Below are 18,523 nucleotides of genomic sequence, written 5' to 3' on the forward strand. Positions count from 1 at the left end.
TTTTACCGTTTTAAGGCAAACTGAAGCTCAAGCTGCCAACTAACTCCAACTATGGGCTTTCTAAAACAAGCTGCTCTGTCCGCTATTAGCGAATTAATGATCAATAAGATCCCATTCAATCGCCATATTGGCCTTAAATTCCATAGTATTAGCGATGAAGAGAGCATTATCCAATTCGATATGAAACCCGAGCTGGTCGGAAATTATTTCCATGGAATATTACATGGTGGCGTTATCTCAGCATCACTCGATATGGTGGGTGGCATCATGGCGGCTGTAGGCGTTTTAAATGATAATCCAGCCACTCATCTGAACAAATTAAAAGAAAAGCTAACAAAACTCAGTACCATCGATATGCGGGTCGATTATTTACGACCTGGCAAAGGTGAAGCCTTTTATGCCAAAGCGCGGTTACTCAGAACCGGCGCAAAAATTGCAGTAGTCAGAATGGAGTTAGTCAATGAACAAGAGCTGCAAATCGCAGTAGCCACCGGAACCTATATGGTTGGATAGCACCGCAATTTATAAAACAATTGGTAGGAATACATAGTGTCTCAGCAAAATTCTGATTTAAAAGCAGGCTACCTTTACGCCATCTTAGCCTTTTTAATTTGGGGGCTAGCACCCATCTATTTCAAAGCCTTAGGTGATACTTCGGCGCTTGAAATATTAGCTCACCGTATAGCTTGGTCTGTACCAGTAATTATCATCATCATGCTTGCTATCAAAAGACCATTTCCGAAAAGCATCTGGCAAGACAAAAAAACGCTAATCACCTTATTCATAACAGCAACATTAATTTCAAGTAATTGGCTAATTTTTACTTGGGCGGTCGTAAATGATCGAGTTTTGGATACCAGCCTCGGTTATTTTATAAATCCGCTGCTTACAGTGGCACTGGGTATACTGGTCCTTCGCGAAAAATTAGATGGCTGGAAAATCGCAGCATTAATTCTTGCCAGTCTTGGCGTTGCCTATCGGATTGTAATCCTAGGAGGAGTGCCATGGATCAGTTTAAGTTTAGCTACCACTTTTGCGATTTATGGTTTGCTCCGAAAGCAAGTCAATATTGGTCCGCTACAAGGTCTATTAGTCGAAACTTTAATAGTATTACCAGTAACTGCAGGCTATATTTTTTATCTTCTCTGGAATGGATTCGGTGCTTTTATGCAAGGCAACTTGACTCTTGATTGGTTACTCATTGCTGGTGGCGTCATCACCACAGTACCGCTCGCGCTTTTTGCTGCTGGCGCACGTATACTTCCGCTAAATACTATTGGCTTTATTCAATATTTAGCACCCACTTTGACCTTCTTTTTAGCGGTATTTGCCTTTAACGAACCCTTTAATCAGGATTTATTAATTAGTTTTAGTTTTATTTGGCTTGGCTTAGTAGTGTATAGCTTTGGTAATTTCAAACAATCAAAACGTCTAACCAGATGACTAGGTTTATAGTTGTATTCCACCAACTTTTATCACGCCGTTTTTATCGTGCTCGCGATCGAAGACGCAAAAATAATCACTAATTAATGGTAATCCGAGAATTGACTTGTTGGGAATATTGGCAACTTCTTGCATGATCATAAACCAAGCTCGATCTTTTTCTAAGGCATTTAACTGCCAGTAATGTTCAGGCTTACATGTCAGCTTTGTAACATCATTAGCGTGTTCACCTTGGAAATGGAAATGAATATCAGGCCACTTCGATAAATCTAAATCTGCTGGCTTATAACTACTACCTGTTTTATAAGCATTATCTGAGGCTTCTATTTGCTGTATAAAATCAACACTTATTTCGAGCAACTGATCCATTAATTCTTGATATAAATTTTCTTGCAACACCAAAAAACTGGAGCCGCAGTCTACAATAGAATTAGAATATTTGGCAGATTTTTTATAAGGGTCATCAACCGGTTTAATAAGATCATTGTCCGCAATACTGATACCTAATAAGTTAGTGTTATAATAAGCATCATGCACTACATCTATAACTTGTAATTTACCGTTATAGAGCTCTTTATGCTCTTCGCCTGAACCTAAAATCAACCACCCTTGATTTAACGGGTCTGCCTCTAATTCATCTGACTTAAGATGGTCTTCTTTTACATGCATTAAAGAACGCTTTACATATATAGAAAATTTATCACGACAAATTTTATGCTCTTCTAATTCTGTAAAAAATGCCTTAGGCTTTATCCAGTCGTAATTTTTTAAGAATTTTTTAAACGTTCTAACTGAAGATTTATTTTCCTCGATAATAAAAGGCCAAGGAAAAGTTTGATTTGATTCATAATGACGTTCTGCAAAATAATCACTTAAATCATAAGCTCTATTTAGTTGTCTATAAGCTAAACCTAATATACCATCAGCCCCATGAAAGTTATCTTGCTGCTCCGATTTGATAATAGCAATATGACCATCTTTCAAAGTCATTTTTTTACTGTGACTTTGGAACTGTAGATGAGTCTCGACTAAAGGGCCGGCCCAGCCTCCCGAGCCATAAGTTATACATTGTGCATAAGAAGTAGGGTGCAAATAAAAATCATCTTCTGGTTTATATTTATTAGTTTCTACCGCAATGGTGCTACTACCCGTATCCAATAGCAATTTTACTTTATCTTGATTACAACCTATCTCCATTTCCACACAGTATCCACCTTTAGCAGCAACAATGTTGATCGGTAATTTTAGTGTTTTCGATGGCATATTGATGATTGTAAAAGAAACGGGTGCGCTAAGAATAGCGCACCCGTTTCTTTAGGAAAAGTAATTTATTTTAACAAATTAAAACGTTAATCTAAATCCAGCTGTAACGGAACGACCAGGTCTTGGCGCTCTATCTTTCAAGAAAGAAGCATGATCACGAATTTCTTCATCCAATAAATTTTGCGCTCTTAAGAATAATAACCCTTCAGAGCTTTCAAAAGTTAATCCGTAACCTAAGGTGAGATTTAATAAATCATAACCATCAGTTTGTAGCTCTTCTTCAGCTACTTTGTCTTGCTTTGCGACGTTAACTGATTTTAACTCTGCTGAGAAGTCACCAAACTCGTAACCTAACGAGACACCTAATCTTCTTGCAGGTTGGCGTGGAATATAGGCGCCACTCGCATTGTTAAATTCTGCGTGCGTATAATCACCAAAAGCTCCTAACTGCCAATAGCCATAGTCGCCTTCTGCAAAAGTCCATAATACTTCAGCTTCCAGACCTTCAAAGATAACATCTTGCTGAGCATACATTAATAAAGGTAACTCTTCATGATCGTGCTCTTCTTCACCAGCATGGTCTTCTTCAATGTGCTCTAAGAAAATAAAGTTATTCACTCGGTTATTAAAAATTGCTATAGATCCAGATAAATTATCACTGTTATAACGTAAACCAATATCAAAATTATTAGCGGTCTCTTTATCTAAATTAGGATCTCCAACTTCTACAGTTAAAGTCGCTAAATGCTCAACATAAGTATCTTCTGTATTGCCTGCATTTGATAGTAGCTCTTCATTTTGAGGTAAACGTTGTGCTCTAGCAAAGTTAATGGGCATTGACCAATTTTCATTGATATGCCAAACAGCACCGGCAGCGAAACTAAATGCAGAGTCCTCACGAGAACCAAAAATACCAGCATCTATCTCTTGGTGATCATAACGAGCACCTACTTCATAATGCCAATCGCCAATATCTTTTTCTTCCAACCAAAATATACCCAGTTTTTCTGTTTTGGTTTGCGGAATAAATGCTTCTTCACCTATGGCAGCAAAATCACTGTCACTATATTGCAAACCAAAAGCGCCTTGCCAACCAGACCAAGCTGAATGTACCAACTCAACACGCAGTTCATTCGAGTCGTTAATGAACACAGTACCGTCTTCTTCTCCTTCTAACTCTGTGTGCTGATAATCAGTATTGGTGTAACTAAATTTCAAAGCTTGGAAGCCTGCAAATGGGTCATTCCATTGGCCTTTCACATCCCATCGTTTTTGCTCAAGATCGAGGCGAATAATCTCTTCTTCCTCTTCTTCAGGAGCACCGCCCATGGGATCTTCTTCTTCGTGACCATGAGCATGGCCTGGCAATCCGTAGTTACGTTCAAAGTCTGTATAAGAAACGCCCCAATAACCGTTATCAGTTATCCATGAAAAACCAAAACTTGCGCCCTGTGTATCCGTATCACTATTTTCAAGAAGACCGAAAGCTTCTTCATGCTCTTCTTCACTGTGGCCTTCCTCTTCTTCGGCTTCCTCTAATGCACGAAGTCGAGCAGATTCTGCATAACCTGGAATTTCAAAGGCGTCCGTCTGAGAATCAAGGAAATCTAAGTTAAAGGCAAGAGTCCCTCCCTCTAATTCAGCTCCTGTGGCTAACGTGCCAACAAAGGTTTTCTCACCTACTGCCGAATCACCTAAACGAACCTCTAAACCACCTTCGAAACCTTCAGGTGCCTCTGTTGGAATTCTATTATCAACGACATTAACCGCACCGCCAACGGCTTCACCACCATAGATTAAAGTTGCCGGCCCTTTTAACACTTCAATACGTTTTGCTAATAATGGTTCTGCCGCAACCCAGTGGTCTGGACTCGCATTCGATGCGTCAGAAGTAGAAGTATTATTGCTTAATACGGTAACTCTATTCCCCTGTTGGCCGCGAATAACCGGTCGCCCAGCACCAATACCAAAACTTGATAAATTAACACCTGGGAGCTCGGCAATTGTTTCACCAATATTAGCGCCACGGTTTTTAACTAGTTCATCACCAGTAATAACTACTGAAGGCGATGCCATTTCTAAACTCGAATGCTCTAGAGGATTACCAGTTACCACAATAATATTTGGATCATCTTCTACTTTTAAAGTAATTACAGAACCATCGTGACGAATTGATTTATTTATATGACCTAACTTTGCGGCTTCCACATCAATTACATAACGTCCTTCTGCTAATGCATCGAAACTAAATTGACCATTGCTGTTAGTCATTACCTTTTTATTTAGTGCTCGAATATGAACTTCTGCGTTGGCAACTGGCTGACCCTTGTCATCAACGATGGTACCACTTAGATTTTTTTCCGCCGCCACTGCCGCTTGGCTCAGTAGACCACTAATCACTAATGCTGTTAATGATTTTTTAAAATGTCTTGCTTTCATAACTTAATTTCCTAAATATACATATAAATACAATAACTCTTTAAAAAGAATTACTGCCTTAACTGAGGTTAGATTTTATAAATTAAGCAGAAGCAGGTGGCGCACGGCCATAAAAGGGCGAACAGGATAGTTGACTAGTGACAAGCTCTAAACTAAAAACCGTTTCTTTATAAACTCCATATGCAACTGTTGAAATCAATTCAATGGAGTTGGTATTAGCATCAGTACTCGGTTGGGAAATACAAACCGAACACTCTTCAATAGCCTGATGTGACGATAAACTATGAGCAACAGGCATTAGCGCCAAACTCATAAGAGTTAGCACAATAAAGCTGTATTTCAGAAGTTTATTCATTGCAGTCAATTTAATAATACTTAAGCCTATAATAATAATGGAGCATGATAGGCTTTACAACACTTATCCTGACGATATAACTTAAATATTTGTTACAAAACTTATTCAAAAGGGTTAGCATTAAACCAAGCATCACTAAATAGTAGCTGAGTTAGCACTATGACCAACCAAGTTCCACGTTCGATTTCTGAAAGACGACTAGATAAAGTCCCCAACCTTCCAGAGAGACATAAACCGATAGGGTTTATGCTCCGCTTGGTCAAAGCATTACATACCTATGGTGTTCCGGCTTATGAGCTTGAAAGTCTGATGACTAAGGTCGCTGACCAATTGGAATATGGTGTTCAAGTCAGCGCCGTTCCAACTAGCATCACCATGACCTTCATGCAGGAAGAGGAAAACCCACAAACTTACGTTATTCGCTCAAACTCAGGCGAAGTCAATGTCGATAAATTACGTAGTTCTATGGATGTTGCCTATGCGGTTATCAATGATGATTTAACTGCCGAACAAGGCGCGAAAGAATTATTGGAAATCAGCAAATCTAAACCAGTCCATAACAAGTACTGGATGGTTTTTTGCTTTAGTTCCGTTTCGGCCTCAATCGCCCGAATTTTTAATGGTGGCTGGCAAGAAGTTGTTGCCGCGACTTTTATAGGGTTTATCGTTGGTCTGATCGTAAATAATAGTCCGCGGATACAGTCTGTCTCTAGTCTCATGCCAGCGCTGTGCGCATTTATAGCATCTTTTATCTCCTTCGCCTTTAGTCAATTGCTTGGTTTACACTCTACCTATATTCCAATTGTTGCTGGCATCATTGTTTTAGTCCCAGGCTTGATGCTGACGATAGCAATGGCTGAATTGGCCACACAGAATTTAGTCTCAGGAACTTCGCGCTTACTGGGAGCGGGGATGATTTTTATTCAAATGGCTTTTGGCGTAGCTATTGGTAGTCAACTGGCTGCTCATTTATTCCAAGAGCAGCTGTTGCCAACAGCAAATGCTTTACCTGATTGGACTCTATATATTGCCTTATTAGTGACCTCATGGTCTTTTATGGTGTTATTCCAAACTCGCTGGAAAGAGTTACCCTGGATTATTATTGCGACTTTTGTAGCCTTTTTTGTTTCTAAGTTTGGGGTCATGCATTTTGGTGCAGCAACAGGCGCATTCCTAGGTGCTTTATCAGTTGGTCTCTTTTCCAATATCGCCTATCGCATCAAGCGGGTTCCCACGGCAGCTATCATGATGCCAGGCTTTATTATTTTAGTTCCCGGTTCTGTCGGTTTTAAAAGTCTCACCGCTATTTTGGATCATGACATTATTGGCGGTATCGAGATTGCATTTAGTATGGTTATCACCGGTATTTCATTAGTAACGGGGCTATTAATTTCTTCGATTGCCACCTTACCTAAGCCAAAAGCGAAAAAAATTAAAGAGTAACTTGCTAGGAATATACACTGTAATGAAACTTAATTCGCTGGCTCTTTTTTGTCTTATATTGACTGCTTGTGAAACAAGCGTAAGCAACGACTACCGTTTGAAATATGTTCAAGACGGGGATAGCGCAGTTTTGTGTTGTGATGAAAAAGGAAAGCAGTTTACTGTTCGACTTAAAGATATTGATGCTCCGGAAAAGCATCAGCCCTTTGCCAAAGAATCTAAGAACCATTTAAAACAACTAATAGATAATGAGCCTTTATTTTTGATCGGCAAGAAAAAAGATCGCTATGGCCGCCGATTAGTGGACATCATTGTTAATGAAACATCCGTTAATACTGAAATGATCAAAACAGGTCATGCTTGGCTCTGGCGTTACTCTGACAATCTAAAATTGCAATGGCTACAAAAACAAGCAAAGAAAAATAAACGAGGCTTATGGGCTTTGCCCGAATCGCAACGCATAGAGCCTTGGAATTGGCGAAAGAAAAACCCTCGCAAATAACGAATCGCTTACTCTGTTGTAAAACTATGATCTTTAGGGCAGCTGCTAGGATCAAAATAATATGGTTCAAAATTTATGTGCAAATGAGGACCAGTGCCATGACTTCGATTGATTACAATTGGTCGGTACTTTTTTCCAGCAACATAATATTCGGTATCACCGATTAACTTTGCTAACAAAGCAATCCTATCTTGCGGCATGTTTCGAGTACCAATATCCACAGCCCGGTTTGACAAATGTTTTGATATAAAGCATTTTCGAGTCAACTGATCTTTTATTTTGGCTTCAAGCTTTTTTGGTGTCGGATTTGGTATGCTTAAGTATTCTTGAACTGCTTGCTGGTTCTCGTAAATTCTACATTTATCGCGCTTTAAACATTGGTCAATATACCTTGCCTGATCGCCAATACTTCTAATGGTGCCTGTAATCCTTACTTTATAACTCGTTGTAAATTTTTCTTTTTGAATTTCGCAAAAAGCATCTGCAGCGACCATTAACGTTTCCAGGATATCCTTTGGTAACAACTCAACTTTACCTGTCACGGCGTTATTACATTTAGACTCTTCTGGCAAAGCACTTGAACTCACACCCAATGCTAATACTACTAAGAAGTATTTAGAAACCGATAATAGTTTCACACTAAAAAATGCCCGGAATTAACCAATGGGTTTTTTCTTTATACTTTGCCCATTCTTCATAACGTGACATACTGGCTTCTTTTAACACCATATTCACCGCAAATACACCCAGCCATACATAGGCTAAAATAATAACCGGTAACCAATGCCAAACCATTAAGGCAAAACTACCGTAAATCATCATTTCGCCAAGATAATTAGGATGACGAATATGCTTGTGCATACCGTCGGTAATTAATCCTTTTTGAACTCGCAAGGTATAAAACTTCTGTGCATCCGCCGCTATCATTATGACTGAACCTAACATACATAAAGAAATACACAGGGCATACCAGGCATAATCAGGTAAAGGATAATTAGGCACGACAGTTCCTGAAATTAGTAACCAGCCAAAGATCCAATACCAAAACAACACTCCAAAAAATGCGACTAAACCTCCACCGATGGTAATTTTTCGCTGCCAATTAGGATCAGGAAAAGCCACATCTTTCATAATCCAAACCAAGCCGTAACTGCCATGTAATGCTAAATATACCCAGGCATCCAGGCTGGTATTTTGGTAATACCACATTAAAAAACCCAGGAAGAAAAAAGTGCCCGCTTTTTGAAAGTTGATAACCCATGAAAATTTCCAAGGCCTTGGCCCGCCCAGAAAATCCAAGGTTAGATAATCAGTCATTTTGCGCATAAACAACGCTGTTTTCGGAACCTTGGAAATACTCTTTTGGGTAGGACTCATAACTAGCCTAAATTATTGTAAAATTGCTAGTTACCTTAACGATTTTTGCAGCTGAGTCAATGTCTCAGCTTTTTATGCTAGCTTGTAAGTGCTCAATGCTAAGCTCTAACCGCTTTATTTCTCGCATCAATGAACTTCTTCGCATTTCGCTAAAAAGCCACTCTTTTAGAGACACTTGTGCTTTTAATGCCGCTAGAGCTATAACCCCATAAAATATTCGATCATCAGTGCTCATCGCTACAAAAAACTCGTAACCCATCCAAATCATTATGACCGTAAAAAACATGACAAAGACATTCACAAAAATCACCCATATTTTTAAACTGCCTTTGAATATAGATGCCACTCGGCCGAACAGACCTGGTTCTTCTGCTAAAATTTCATCTAGCTTTGCTGATTCAGATTCAAGTTCTTTTTTAATACGCTCATCAATATTCATAATAGTTACCTCATTTTTTAATTTGTTAACAAAACTTTCAAGTTTTTCCTTGCTCTATTTAAACGTGATTTCACGGTACCTTGAGGCACTTCCAATACGATCGAAATTTCAACTAAGGAAAACTCTTCTAAGTAAAATAAATAAATCGCTTGTCGCTCTACTTCTGGTAATTCTTGAATCAACCTTAAGAGACCTGAATCTACCACCTGCAATTGTTCCGTAGGCACTACTACTTCTGACTCACTCATTTGTTCGGTTTTATTAGCTTTCCGAGCGATATCTATACAACGCCAACGTACTGCTCGATACATCCAACTTCTAAAAGCTTTAGGGTCATTCAATTTAAGTAGCTTCTTAGCAGCATCCAGCCATACATCCTGCACAGCATCTTGCGCCCAATCATGATGACCACAAAGTTTATAAGCAAACTTCAATAGCGGCTGATAGAACTGTCGATAAAGCTCAGTCAAGGCTTCCTCATTACCTGCTTGCGCTGAGATTACCAATAGTTCTTCACGACTTGTTTTCATATCATTTATTTTAAGACTTTAATAACTAGACGAATTAGAATAATAATAGGTTCATTTAATAGTAAATGTTATTCTCATGAAAGTGAGATCTACAAAAATTTAAGCAAAAAAAACCCAGCTTAAACTGGGTTTTTTTAATGAGCGTTGATTAATCGTCATCATTATCTTTTTTCTTAACTTTTTTCAGTTTAAAGTTTGGAATATAGAAAGACTGAGTTGAGTTACCAATTCGAGTACACTCATTCTCTTCATTCCAACTAAAGGTCACGAATGAATAATCACTGATCGAATCAATGGCATTCACTAGCTCTGGATTTTGTGTATTACACACAATGTTAACATCTTCGGCTAATCGAGCCTGGCAAAATGCAAATGACAAAACAGTATCTTCGCCAGTGCTAAATTTACGCACACCGCAACCTATTAATTCCTGATCATTGTCTGAAAATCGTGCCGTTACCATATCACCTTGTGCAATTCGGTTTTCTTCATCTATGGTTACCGGCGCAGGCTGAGTTAAACCTGCCCAAAGCGTTATTGGCATAAGTGCCATTATTAAACTAAAGACTATAGCTTTTATCTTCATAGTATCTTCCTTCTATTATGGTGATTTAAATTAATTTGAAATAGTTGCGCCAGCCCTACTCATTACTTCAGATAAATGATTGAGTATTTTTTGTCGATCTTTTTTATTTAATTTTGCTAGTTCGGACTCCAAAAGTGCTAATTCTTTTTCAGAAACGTTACCATCACTAATGGAAAAATCGATTTGGTTTTTAATGTTTTGCTCAATACCATCAGATATTTCAGCCATAAAGCTTTCCTGACTATTGTTTTGCTCAATATCGTCTTGCTGGATATTTTGAGTACTAGCAACAAATAAACCTAACTCTTCCCTAATAATGGTTCTTATATTAACTTCTGACAGAGTTTTGCTTTCTGAAAAGTTGAGATGGTTATTCTTCGTCCCTGAGTATTCCTGTATTGCCTTAGCTTCTTGGGGCGAAATTACTGATTGGCTTGAGTCGTTAGAAAGTTGAATTACTTTGATCGATACAAATACTAATAAGACAAATTGAACCAAACTAATCCCAATTAACGTTTTCATTAACCTCTCCTTTTGTTATTGATATTACAATTATTTTAGATGCTGTAAAGCAACTATCGTTTTCAATTACCTAAAGTCTGAACTAGCAGACTTTTTAATGCATAGATGACTTGTTAGTGTTTGATTTATTTACACTTTTTATAAAAAAGCCCAGCAATTGCTGGGCTTTTTCATAAAAAATAAGTTGTATTTAATTAAATTAAATCAGCTACCGTTGCTTTTTCTTCTATAAGCTCTTGCTCAGACTCATCCATTTTGCCTTTGATGAAATCTGACACTTCTAGACCTTGTACGATTTCGTAATCACCATCTTTACAAACCACTGGGTATGAATAGATCAAACCTTTCTCAACACCATATGAACCGTCTGACGGAACAGCCATTGATACCCAATCGCCGGCCTCAGAACCTAAGCACCAGTCGCGCATGTGATCTAAAACTGCGTTTGCGGCTGAAGCTGCAGAAGAAGAACCGCGAGCCGCGATTACTGCTGCGCCACGTTTAGCAACGGTTGGCATAAAGTCATCTTTTGCCCAGGCTGCGTCAACTTTGTCTGCCGCATTGCCGCCTGCTACAGTAGCGAACGCAATATCAGGTACTTGAGTTACTGAGTGATTACCCCAGATAATCATTTTCTTGATATCAGAAATGTCAGAACTTGATTTTTCAGCTAGCTGATATAAAGCACGGTTGTGATCAAGACGCGTTAAAGCCGTGATGTTGCGCTGGTTAATGCTAGGAGCATTCGCTGCTAGGATAAATGCGTTAGTGTTTGCTGGATTACCCACTACACAAATTTTAATGTTCTTATCGGCAACTTGGTCAATCACTTTACCTAATGAACTGAAGATTCGACCATTGTCTGCGATTAAGTCTTTACGCTCCATGCCAGGTCCACGCGGTTTCGCGCCAACCATTAAGCCGATTTGCGAATCTTTAAAAGCTACTGCTGGATCGTCAGTTACAACGATATCTTTTACTAATGGGAATGCACAATCATTTAATTCCATCGCAACAGCTTCACACACTTTAAGTGCTGGCGTGATTTCCAAAAGGTTTAAAATCACTGGCTGGTCGCTGCCTAGCATTTCACCGCTAGCAATACGAAATAATAATGAATAACAAATTTGGCCGGCAGCACCGGTAACTGTAACGCGAACAGGCTGTTTCATTCCTGAATCCTCAATTTTCAATTAACAATCTTTTATAACAAAAGGGGGAAATTTTAGGGCTGCAACTTTACCATAATTAGCATAGAAATCCTATGCTATCGGGCTAAAAGCCTTTAAACATCGGCTAGCTCATGTCGATAGCCTAACCAACGTCTGTACAAGGCTTGCGCGACTTTCGGCGACTCTTTAATCATAATTTTTGCTGCTTGTTGAATTTCTGGAATTAACGCTGCATTCTTAACAATGTCAGCAAATTGCAGTGTCATTTCGCCGGTTTGGCGAGTTCCTAAGAATTCACCCGGCCCTCTGAGCCTTAAGTCCTCTTCCGCTATTACAAAGCCATCATTAGTTTCACGCATAATCTGAATTCTTGACTTAGCATTGTCTGAAAGCGGATGTCCGTAGAGCATTAAGCAATGGCTATCGACCGTCCCACGACCCACTCGCCCGCGCAATTGGTGTAATTGCGCTAGACCTAACCTTTCAGGATTTTCTATGATCATTAAGCTAGCGTTCGGTACATCCACCCCTACCTCAATAACCGTGGTAGCTATCAGGACATCTATTTCTGCAGCTTTAAATTTTTGCATAACCAATTGTTTTTGCTCAGATTTAAGTCGGCCATGAATCAGACCAATACGACAACTTTGAAGCTCTTGTGCCAGTAAGTTTGCAGTGGTTTCAGCCGCTTGGCTTTGAATTTCTTCAGACTCTTCAATTAATGTACACACCCAATAGACCTGGCGGTTTTCATCAAGACATGCTTTTTCAATTCGTTCAATCACTTGATCGCGCTTTTGCTCGGAAATAGCCATGGTTTGAATTGGTGTTCTGCCGGGGGGCAATTCATCAATGATCGACAGATCCATATCTGCATAGGCAGTCATAGCCAAAGTCCTGGGAATTGGCGTTGCCGTCATCATTAACTGATGCAGCTGCTTTCCCTGCGGTGCTTTATTTTTTAATGCCAATCGCTGTTTAACCCCAAATCGATGTTGCTCATCAATAATTGCTAAACCTAAATTGTGGAAAGCCACTTCTTCTTGAAAAAGTGCATGGGTTCCTACAATTAATTGAGCTTCACCAGTCGCAATCAGCGCTAATGATTCACGGCGTTCAGCAGCTTTTAACTTGCCCACTAAATAAGCAACTTTTATTCCTAGTTGCTGGCACCAATTTTTAAAGCTATTAAGATGTTGCTCGGCTAAAATTTCTGTAGGCGACATAATAGCCACCTGAAAGCCAGATTCAATGGCATGAAATGCTGCCAAGGCTGAGACAAGGGTTTTTCCAGCGCCGACGTCGCCTTGTAATAATCGCAACATCGGCTGGCTCGATTGCAGATCGTGAATAATTTCGGCAGAGACTCTTTCTTGTGCCTTAGTTGGTGTAAAAGGCAGCCCTGCTAACAACTTTCGATTCCATTTACCTTTATTCACCATCACAAAAGCGCTGTCTTTTTGTAATCGCTTTCGCTGCAACTGCATACTCAATTGTTGTGCCAATAGCTCTTCATAGATTAAACGCTTTATCGCTGGCGATTGCTCACTGCTTAAATCTTCCACCCGGGTATTCTTTGGCGGTTCATGCAACCATAACAGAGCTAGTGTAATTTCCATCAATTGCCATTGATCAATCAATGCTCGGGGCATCAAATCCTGGATCGGATTTTTCCTTAAATATTGCAATGCTTGTTTTTGTAATTTACGCCATGATGCTTGATGCAAACCCTCCGTGGTCGGATAGACTGGCGTTAATGAATCCAGCAAGGGCGCTTCTTGCTCATCACTTAGATAAGTAATTTCCGGATGCACCATTTGTAGAATACGACCGAAGCGGCGTACTTCACCAAATGCATATAGCTCTACACCAGCTTGTAATTTTTTTTGCTGTGCTGACATAAAATGAAAAAAACGAAAATCAATAGAAGCGGTTTGATCGTAAGCTCGGCAAATTAATGATCGCCTTTTGCCAAATTGAATTTGGCTGTGTTGAACGGTCACTCGTATCATGACGCGTTCGCCATCTTGAGTTTCTATCAAAGGCTTTACTTGAGTGCGGTCTTCGTATCTCAAGGGCAAGTGAAATAGTAAATCTTGTAAATTCTCGATCTCTAGCTTGGCTAACTTTTCTTTTAATTTAGGACCGACACCTTTTAATTCATCAACCGCTATTTCTGTTAAAGAGCCGATGGACATTATATAACTTCAGTCCCATGCATTAGGCTAGGATTTACCGCTTTCTGCAATAACTGCAAAGCATCTTTTCGTGGAAAACTACGACGAAAAGCTATGGCTATTTTTCTACTAGGTACCGGCTGAGAAAAAGGTTTCACTACTAAGGATAGTTTTTCGTTATGGTAGTCGGCAGCGGAAGCTGGAATAACACTAACACCTAAACCACTGGCCACCATATGCCGAATCGTTTCTAAAGAAGAGCCGGTAATCCAATCTTTTTGCGGGTTTAAGCTATTATCTCGACATTGGGGGCAAGCTTCTAGCACCTGATCGCGAAAGCAATGTCCCGCACCAAGCATAATCATCACTTCATCAGCGATGTCCGCTAAATACAGTTTATCTTTCTTAATCCATGGATGTTTTGGCGGTAACAAAGCTAAGAACTCTTCTTCGTATAAAGGAATGGTATCGATTTCAGCTTCATCGAATGGTAAAGCAATAAAAATAGCGTCCAACTCGCCATTGCGTAATTTTGTTTTTAAATTATGAGTATAGTCTTCATCAATATGCAGTGGCATTTTTGGCGCTATACGTCGCAGCTCAGGAACTAGATTTGGAAACAAATAAGGACCAATGGTAAAAATAGCCCCAATTTTCAATGCACCTTCTAATTGATCTGAATTCTCGCTTGCCTCTAATTTCAATTGATCCACTTGCTCTAATATGGCTTGCGCTTGCTCAACAATTCTTTGGCCTTGTGGAGTGACTTTTACATCAGACTTACTACGCTCGAAAATAATCACCCCTAATTGCTCTTCCAATTTTTTTACGCCAACACTCAATGTTGGCTGACTCACAAAGCATGCTTCAGCAGCTCGACCAAAATGTTGTTCTCGGGCAACGGCAACTATGTAACGGAATTCTGTAAGAGTCATAAGCGTCTCTAATGAAACGATAGCCTAGAGCTATCTATTTCAAATTATTCATTAATAAGATAAATAATAACGCTTTACTAATTTTTTTACAAAGTCTTATCTTTTACGCGCTAGAAACATCGATAAAGGACGTCCATCAGCTAAGCGGTGTTCCTCATTAACTAATAACTGCCAACCGGCGAAAGTTTCTTCTAACTCGCCATCGCGTAATAAATAAGCTGGATTTTTTGGCTTACCAAATTCAGCTGCTTTTTCCGTAAAAGTATGGATCGCCAGCATAGCGCCTGGCGCTAAACTTTTTTTGTAGATTTCCAATAGAGGACGATGCAAATAGCGAGCCTGTACTATTAATTGTGGCTTTTGAGCAAGCATTAACTGCTCAAGCTCCAAAGCTTGGTTTTGTAGATCTAAATTTTTAGCCGTTACCGGTAGATTCCATCGTTCACTAAAGTGCCCTAATCGTTCTAAAGCAAAACGATTATTGTCAATCGCTACTGCACGCAAACCATGCAATCTTAAAAAAAGTGAATCACGCCCAGAACCTGAACCTATATCAAAAACTTTAGCGTCTGCCTTTGAAAGATGTGCTTTAATTAGCTGTATATGGTTTTCTAACAAGGGATTCCCACGCCATAGCCTTTGACTGAGATTCCCCACCTGTAATTTCGAATGGAATAAATCTTCTTCAGATAGGATCTCAACAATTGGATAGTCTTGTAGTGCAAATAGCTCTTTCAGATAGGGGAAATCTTTTTGATTCGCAACAACAATTAGCGGCGTTTTCTTTGGAGGCAATTCATGCCATGATCCTTCCAAATCTGCTAAAGGCAAACTGGCGGAATAGGGCAAATGCCCTGCAATAAATTCTGATGCAGGGCGAAGGTCAATTACTGGATTCTTATCCTTATCTAACGGATTAAGAGTGAGCGCGAGAGAAGGGCTGTGCTTTGCCATAAGTTAATGAACGCCATAGCCATTCTAAAGGGCCAAAATAGAATTTTTTTAGCCAAAGTTCTGACCAAACCAGTTGCGCTACAAATATAGAAGCCACGACATAATATAGCTCATAGCGCTCTAACTCTGCAAACCAACCCAAACCAAATCCATAAAATAAAGTCGTACAAATTAGCGACTGCATAATGTAATTTGTGAAAGCCATTTGACCTACAGCTTCAAATTTACGTCTAAACCAAGCAAGCGTATCAGACTTTACCCACAAGCAGAGTAATCCAATATAGGCCAAAGCGATAAATACTGCCGCTGCACTGTTAATCGATCCAAATGACAACCACAGGGCTTCAAAACTAAAGTTTCCTTGCACTAATATGTAATAGTCAAACCATTGAAGACCAATACCAAACAGCGCCATGATTAAAGTAAACTTGAGGTAAAAGCCGGTATCTTTTTGTGCTGTTAAAACACCGTTTTGATATAAAGCCATACCAATCAACATGGCACCACCAATTCGCATTGGTCCCACCAGGGTTAGCATATTAGCTAAAGCCAAACCATAAAACTTAGCTCTATGGGCTAAGTTATCAAACCAACCACCTTTATAAGCTGCAACCTCATCGTCAATCATTTCTTGCGACGGGTAGAAACCCTCTATCATTTCTTTTGAGTCAGCTTCCGGTACAAATTGGAATAAAAATGAGAAGCCATACATTACTAAGAAAAATAAACCTAGCAAAGCCGCTCCCACATAGAGTTTTGTTTTTGCTTGGCTACTGAGAGCAAATAAATAAACCCACATCCCCATTAACGCATAGGTTGTTAAAATATCTCCATACCAAACTAGAAAGCCATGCATTAAGCCAAACACTAGCAAGATCCCCATTCGACGATAATGGATGGGGCCCGGGGCTGTCCCTTTGCTGCTAGCGCGCTGAGCCATTAGCATAATTCCTGCACCGAATAACATAGAAAAAATCGTATAGAATTTTTGATCGGCAAAGAAGTGGGTAAGTAACCAAGTGGTTAAATTAGCATCGCTTGGTTCGCCATAAACATAGGGGTTCATATAAAATGAGTTCACATCAGCAAATGTTGAGATGTTCATCACTAAAATACCCAAGATCGCGACGCCTCGAATTAAGTCCATCGAGTAGAAACGTTCTGATTGGGTTACTGGGCTTGTTGTCATTGTATTAGTCCTTTACTACTATCCCTAACACTATAACCTAATCGACCCTCGGCTAGAAAAACAAATTAGTAACGATTTGTTATCTGCCCTCAAGCCTAATGAGACAATTTTCGAAGCTTATCCCAGTCGGCATCATCGATTTCACCAACTTCGTTTAATTTAGGGTAGCGTAGTTGGTTTTCATCGCAATACTGTTTAACCGTAGGATGGAGCGATTTAAAAATCAAAAAATCTACTTCCTCTTGAGGCATTTTGCATTGACCATACATCTCCGCTTCTGCTCTTTGTCGCTGTGCTTCGTATAGAATTAAAGCGGTTGCTACTGAGACGTTCAGAGACTGCACCATTCCTAACATTGGAATAATGACATGTTGATCAGCAATGGCAGCGGCCGATTCTGACACTCCAACTAATTCAGAGCCAACCAGCAAACAAGTAGGTTTAGTATAATCTATAGTACGAAAATCCACTGCTTGTTCAGAAAAGTGTGCACATAAAACCTGCATACCTTTTTCGCGAGCAACTTCTACTCCTTGTAATAAACTCTCATGGCGGTGAGTTTTTACCCAACGCTTTGAACCACTTGCTGTGTGATGTCCGGTATATTTTACATCTTCTGGAAAAGTTGCATGCACCTCGCCAATGCCCACAGCATCCGCTGTTCGTACGATAGCTGCTAAGTTATGTGGCTTATGGACTTCTTCCATAAACACCGTCAAATCTGGCTGTCGGTTTGCTACCAACTTTAAAATTTTTTGCAGCCGTTCTGGTTTTTGATCCAACACTCTTATTTTCCTAAATAAACCACACCATCCATTTCAATAGCTGCTCCTTTCGGTAATTCCTTAACACCTATTGCAGCTCTTGCCGGATAAGGTTGCTCGAAATATTCAGCCATAATTTCATTAACCGTAGCAAAGTTTGCTAGATCCAACATAAAAATGTTTAACTTCACTATATCTTGCAACGAAGCGCCAGCGGCCTCACAAACCGCAGTTATATTTTTAAAAACTTGATGAACCTGTTGCTCGAAACTTTCAACCAGCTGCATGGTTTCTGGTATTAAAGGGATTTGTCCAGATAGGTATAGCGTATCGCCAGCTTGAACCGCTTGTGAATAAGTACCAATAGCTGCTGGGGCCTTATCGGTATGAATAATCTTTTTGCTCATAGTGTTCTCTTTCGATAATTTTTTTC

The 18,523-nt window shown here is 39.6% G+C and carries 20 protein-coding genes; 4 read left to right on the forward strand and 16 right to left on the reverse strand.

The window, feature by feature from the left end; genetic code table 11:
• Positions 1–51 precede the first annotated feature (51 nt).
• Both GJS41_RS07045 and rarD read left to right on the forward strand, forming a co-directional pair.
• On the forward strand, positions 52–513 hold the full coding sequence (locus GJS41_RS07045) for a thioesterase family protein (protein ID WP_154246578.1): 462 nt from the start codon (positions 52–54) through the stop codon (positions 511–513).
• 36 nt (positions 514–549) lie between these two features.
• On the forward strand, positions 550–1,443 hold the full coding sequence (gene rarD / locus GJS41_RS07050; RefSeq protein ID WP_370515648.1) for an EamA family transporter RarD: 894 nt from the start codon (positions 550–552) through the stop codon (positions 1,441–1,443).
• Positions 1,444–1,449: 6 nt separating this feature from the next.
• Here the strand turns inward: rarD and GJS41_RS07055 are convergent, their stop codons facing one another.
• The 3 genes from GJS41_RS07055 to GJS41_RS07065 all read right to left on the reverse strand — a co-directional run bounded on the left by GJS41_RS07055 (position 1,450) and on the right by GJS41_RS07065 (position 5,500).
• Positions 1,450–2,706, reverse strand: coding sequence for a pepsin-like aspartic protease (locus GJS41_RS07055; protein ID WP_154246579.1), 1,257 nt, complete (start codon positions 2,704–2,706; stop codon positions 1,450–1,452).
• 78 nt (positions 2,707–2,784) lie between these two features.
• Positions 2,785–5,145 (reverse strand): TonB-dependent receptor domain-containing protein, encoded by a 2,361-nt coding sequence (locus tag GJS41_RS07060; RefSeq protein WP_154246580.1) that lies wholly within the window; start codon positions 5,143–5,145, stop codon positions 2,785–2,787.
• 82 nt (positions 5,146–5,227) lie between these two features.
• Entirely contained in the window at positions 5,228–5,500 is a 273-nt protein-coding gene (locus tag GJS41_RS07065; RefSeq protein ID WP_154246581.1) for a hypothetical protein, read from the reverse strand.
• A gap of 159 nt (positions 5,501–5,659) precedes the next feature.
• On the opposite strand from GJS41_RS07065, the gene GJS41_RS07070 reads away from it, so the two are divergent.
• Positions 5,660–6,943 (forward strand): threonine/serine exporter ThrE family protein, encoded by a 1,284-nt coding sequence (locus GJS41_RS07070; RefSeq protein WP_154246582.1) that lies wholly within the window; start codon positions 5,660–5,662, stop codon positions 6,941–6,943.
• 22 nt (positions 6,944–6,965) lie between these two features.
• A complete protein-coding gene (locus GJS41_RS07075; protein ID WP_154246583.1) occupies positions 6,966–7,445 on the forward strand; it encodes a thermonuclease family protein in 480 nt (159 codons plus the stop codon).
• Positions 7,446–7,453: 8 nt separating this feature from the next.
• Here the strand turns inward: GJS41_RS07075 and GJS41_RS07080 are convergent, their stop codons facing one another.
• The 13 genes from GJS41_RS07080 to GJS41_RS07140 form a co-directional block, all read right to left on the reverse strand.
• The gene (locus tag GJS41_RS07080; protein WP_154246584.1) at positions 7,454–8,083 is read right to left on the reverse strand and encodes a hypothetical protein; all 630 of its coding nucleotides are present in this window, start codon (positions 8,081–8,083) and stop codon (positions 7,454–7,456) included.
• Position 8,084: 1 nt separating this feature from the next.
• Positions 8,085–8,822, reverse strand: a complete 738-nt coding sequence (locus tag GJS41_RS07085; protein WP_227551266.1) for an isoprenylcysteine carboxylmethyltransferase family protein — start codon at positions 8,820–8,822, stop codon at positions 8,085–8,087.
• A 64-nt stretch (positions 8,823–8,886) separates the two neighbouring features.
• Positions 8,887–9,261 (reverse strand): DUF6768 family protein, encoded by a 375-nt coding sequence (locus tag GJS41_RS07090; protein ID WP_154246585.1) that lies wholly within the window; start codon positions 9,259–9,261, stop codon positions 8,887–8,889.
• A 17-nt stretch (positions 9,262–9,278) separates the two neighbouring features.
• Positions 9,279–9,791, reverse strand: coding sequence for an RNA polymerase sigma factor (locus GJS41_RS07095; protein ID WP_154246586.1), 513 nt, complete (start codon positions 9,789–9,791; stop codon positions 9,279–9,281).
• Positions 9,792–9,939: 148 nt separating this feature from the next.
• A complete protein-coding gene (locus GJS41_RS07100) occupies positions 9,940–10,377 on the reverse strand; it encodes a hypothetical protein (RefSeq protein WP_154246587.1) in 438 nt (145 codons plus the stop codon).
• A 30-nt stretch (positions 10,378–10,407) separates the two neighbouring features.
• Complete coding sequence (locus GJS41_RS07105) at positions 10,408–10,899, reverse strand: hypothetical protein (protein ID WP_154246588.1); 492 nt, start codon at positions 10,897–10,899, stop codon at positions 10,408–10,410.
• A 194-nt stretch (positions 10,900–11,093) separates the two neighbouring features.
• Positions 11,094–12,071 carry a malate dehydrogenase gene (locus GJS41_RS07110; protein ID WP_154246589.1) on the reverse strand — a complete coding sequence of 326 codons (978 nt, stop codon included), beginning with the start codon at positions 12,069–12,071 and terminating at the stop codon, positions 11,094–11,096.
• 113 nt (positions 12,072–12,184) lie between these two features.
• Complete coding sequence (gene recG / locus GJS41_RS07115; protein WP_154246590.1) at positions 12,185–14,269, reverse strand: ATP-dependent DNA helicase RecG; 2,085 nt, start codon at positions 14,267–14,269, stop codon at positions 12,185–12,187.
• Entirely contained in the window at positions 14,269–15,183 is a 915-nt protein-coding gene (locus GJS41_RS07120; protein ID WP_154246591.1) for a hydrogen peroxide-inducible genes activator, read from the reverse strand. Before GJS41_RS07120 ends, recG begins: the two co-directional genes overlap by 1 nt.
• A 96-nt stretch (positions 15,184–15,279) precedes the next feature.
• A complete protein-coding gene (locus GJS41_RS07125; RefSeq protein ID WP_154246592.1) occupies positions 15,280–16,137 on the reverse strand; it encodes a rhodanese-like domain-containing protein in 858 nt (285 codons plus the stop codon).
• Entirely contained in the window at positions 16,100–17,326 is a 1,227-nt protein-coding gene (locus tag GJS41_RS07130) for a DUF418 domain-containing protein (RefSeq protein WP_154246593.1), read from the reverse strand. Before GJS41_RS07130 ends, GJS41_RS07125 begins: the two co-directional genes overlap by 38 nt.
• 95 nt (positions 17,327–17,421) lie before the next feature.
• Positions 17,422–18,111 (reverse strand): tRNA (guanosine(18)-2'-O)-methyltransferase TrmH, encoded by a 690-nt coding sequence (gene trmH, locus GJS41_RS07135; RefSeq protein WP_370515649.1) that lies wholly within the window; start codon positions 18,109–18,111, stop codon positions 17,422–17,424.
• A 2-nt stretch (positions 18,112–18,113) separates the two neighbouring features.
• Entirely contained in the window at positions 18,114–18,497 is a 384-nt protein-coding gene (locus GJS41_RS07140) for a RidA family protein (protein WP_154246594.1), read from the reverse strand.
• Positions 18,498–18,523 lie beyond the last annotated feature (26 nt).

It is taken from the genome of Kangiella sp. HZ709 (genome assembly GCF_009674675.1).
In the GTDB taxonomy this organism is placed as follows: domain Bacteria; phylum Pseudomonadota; class Gammaproteobacteria; order Enterobacterales; family Kangiellaceae; genus Kangiella.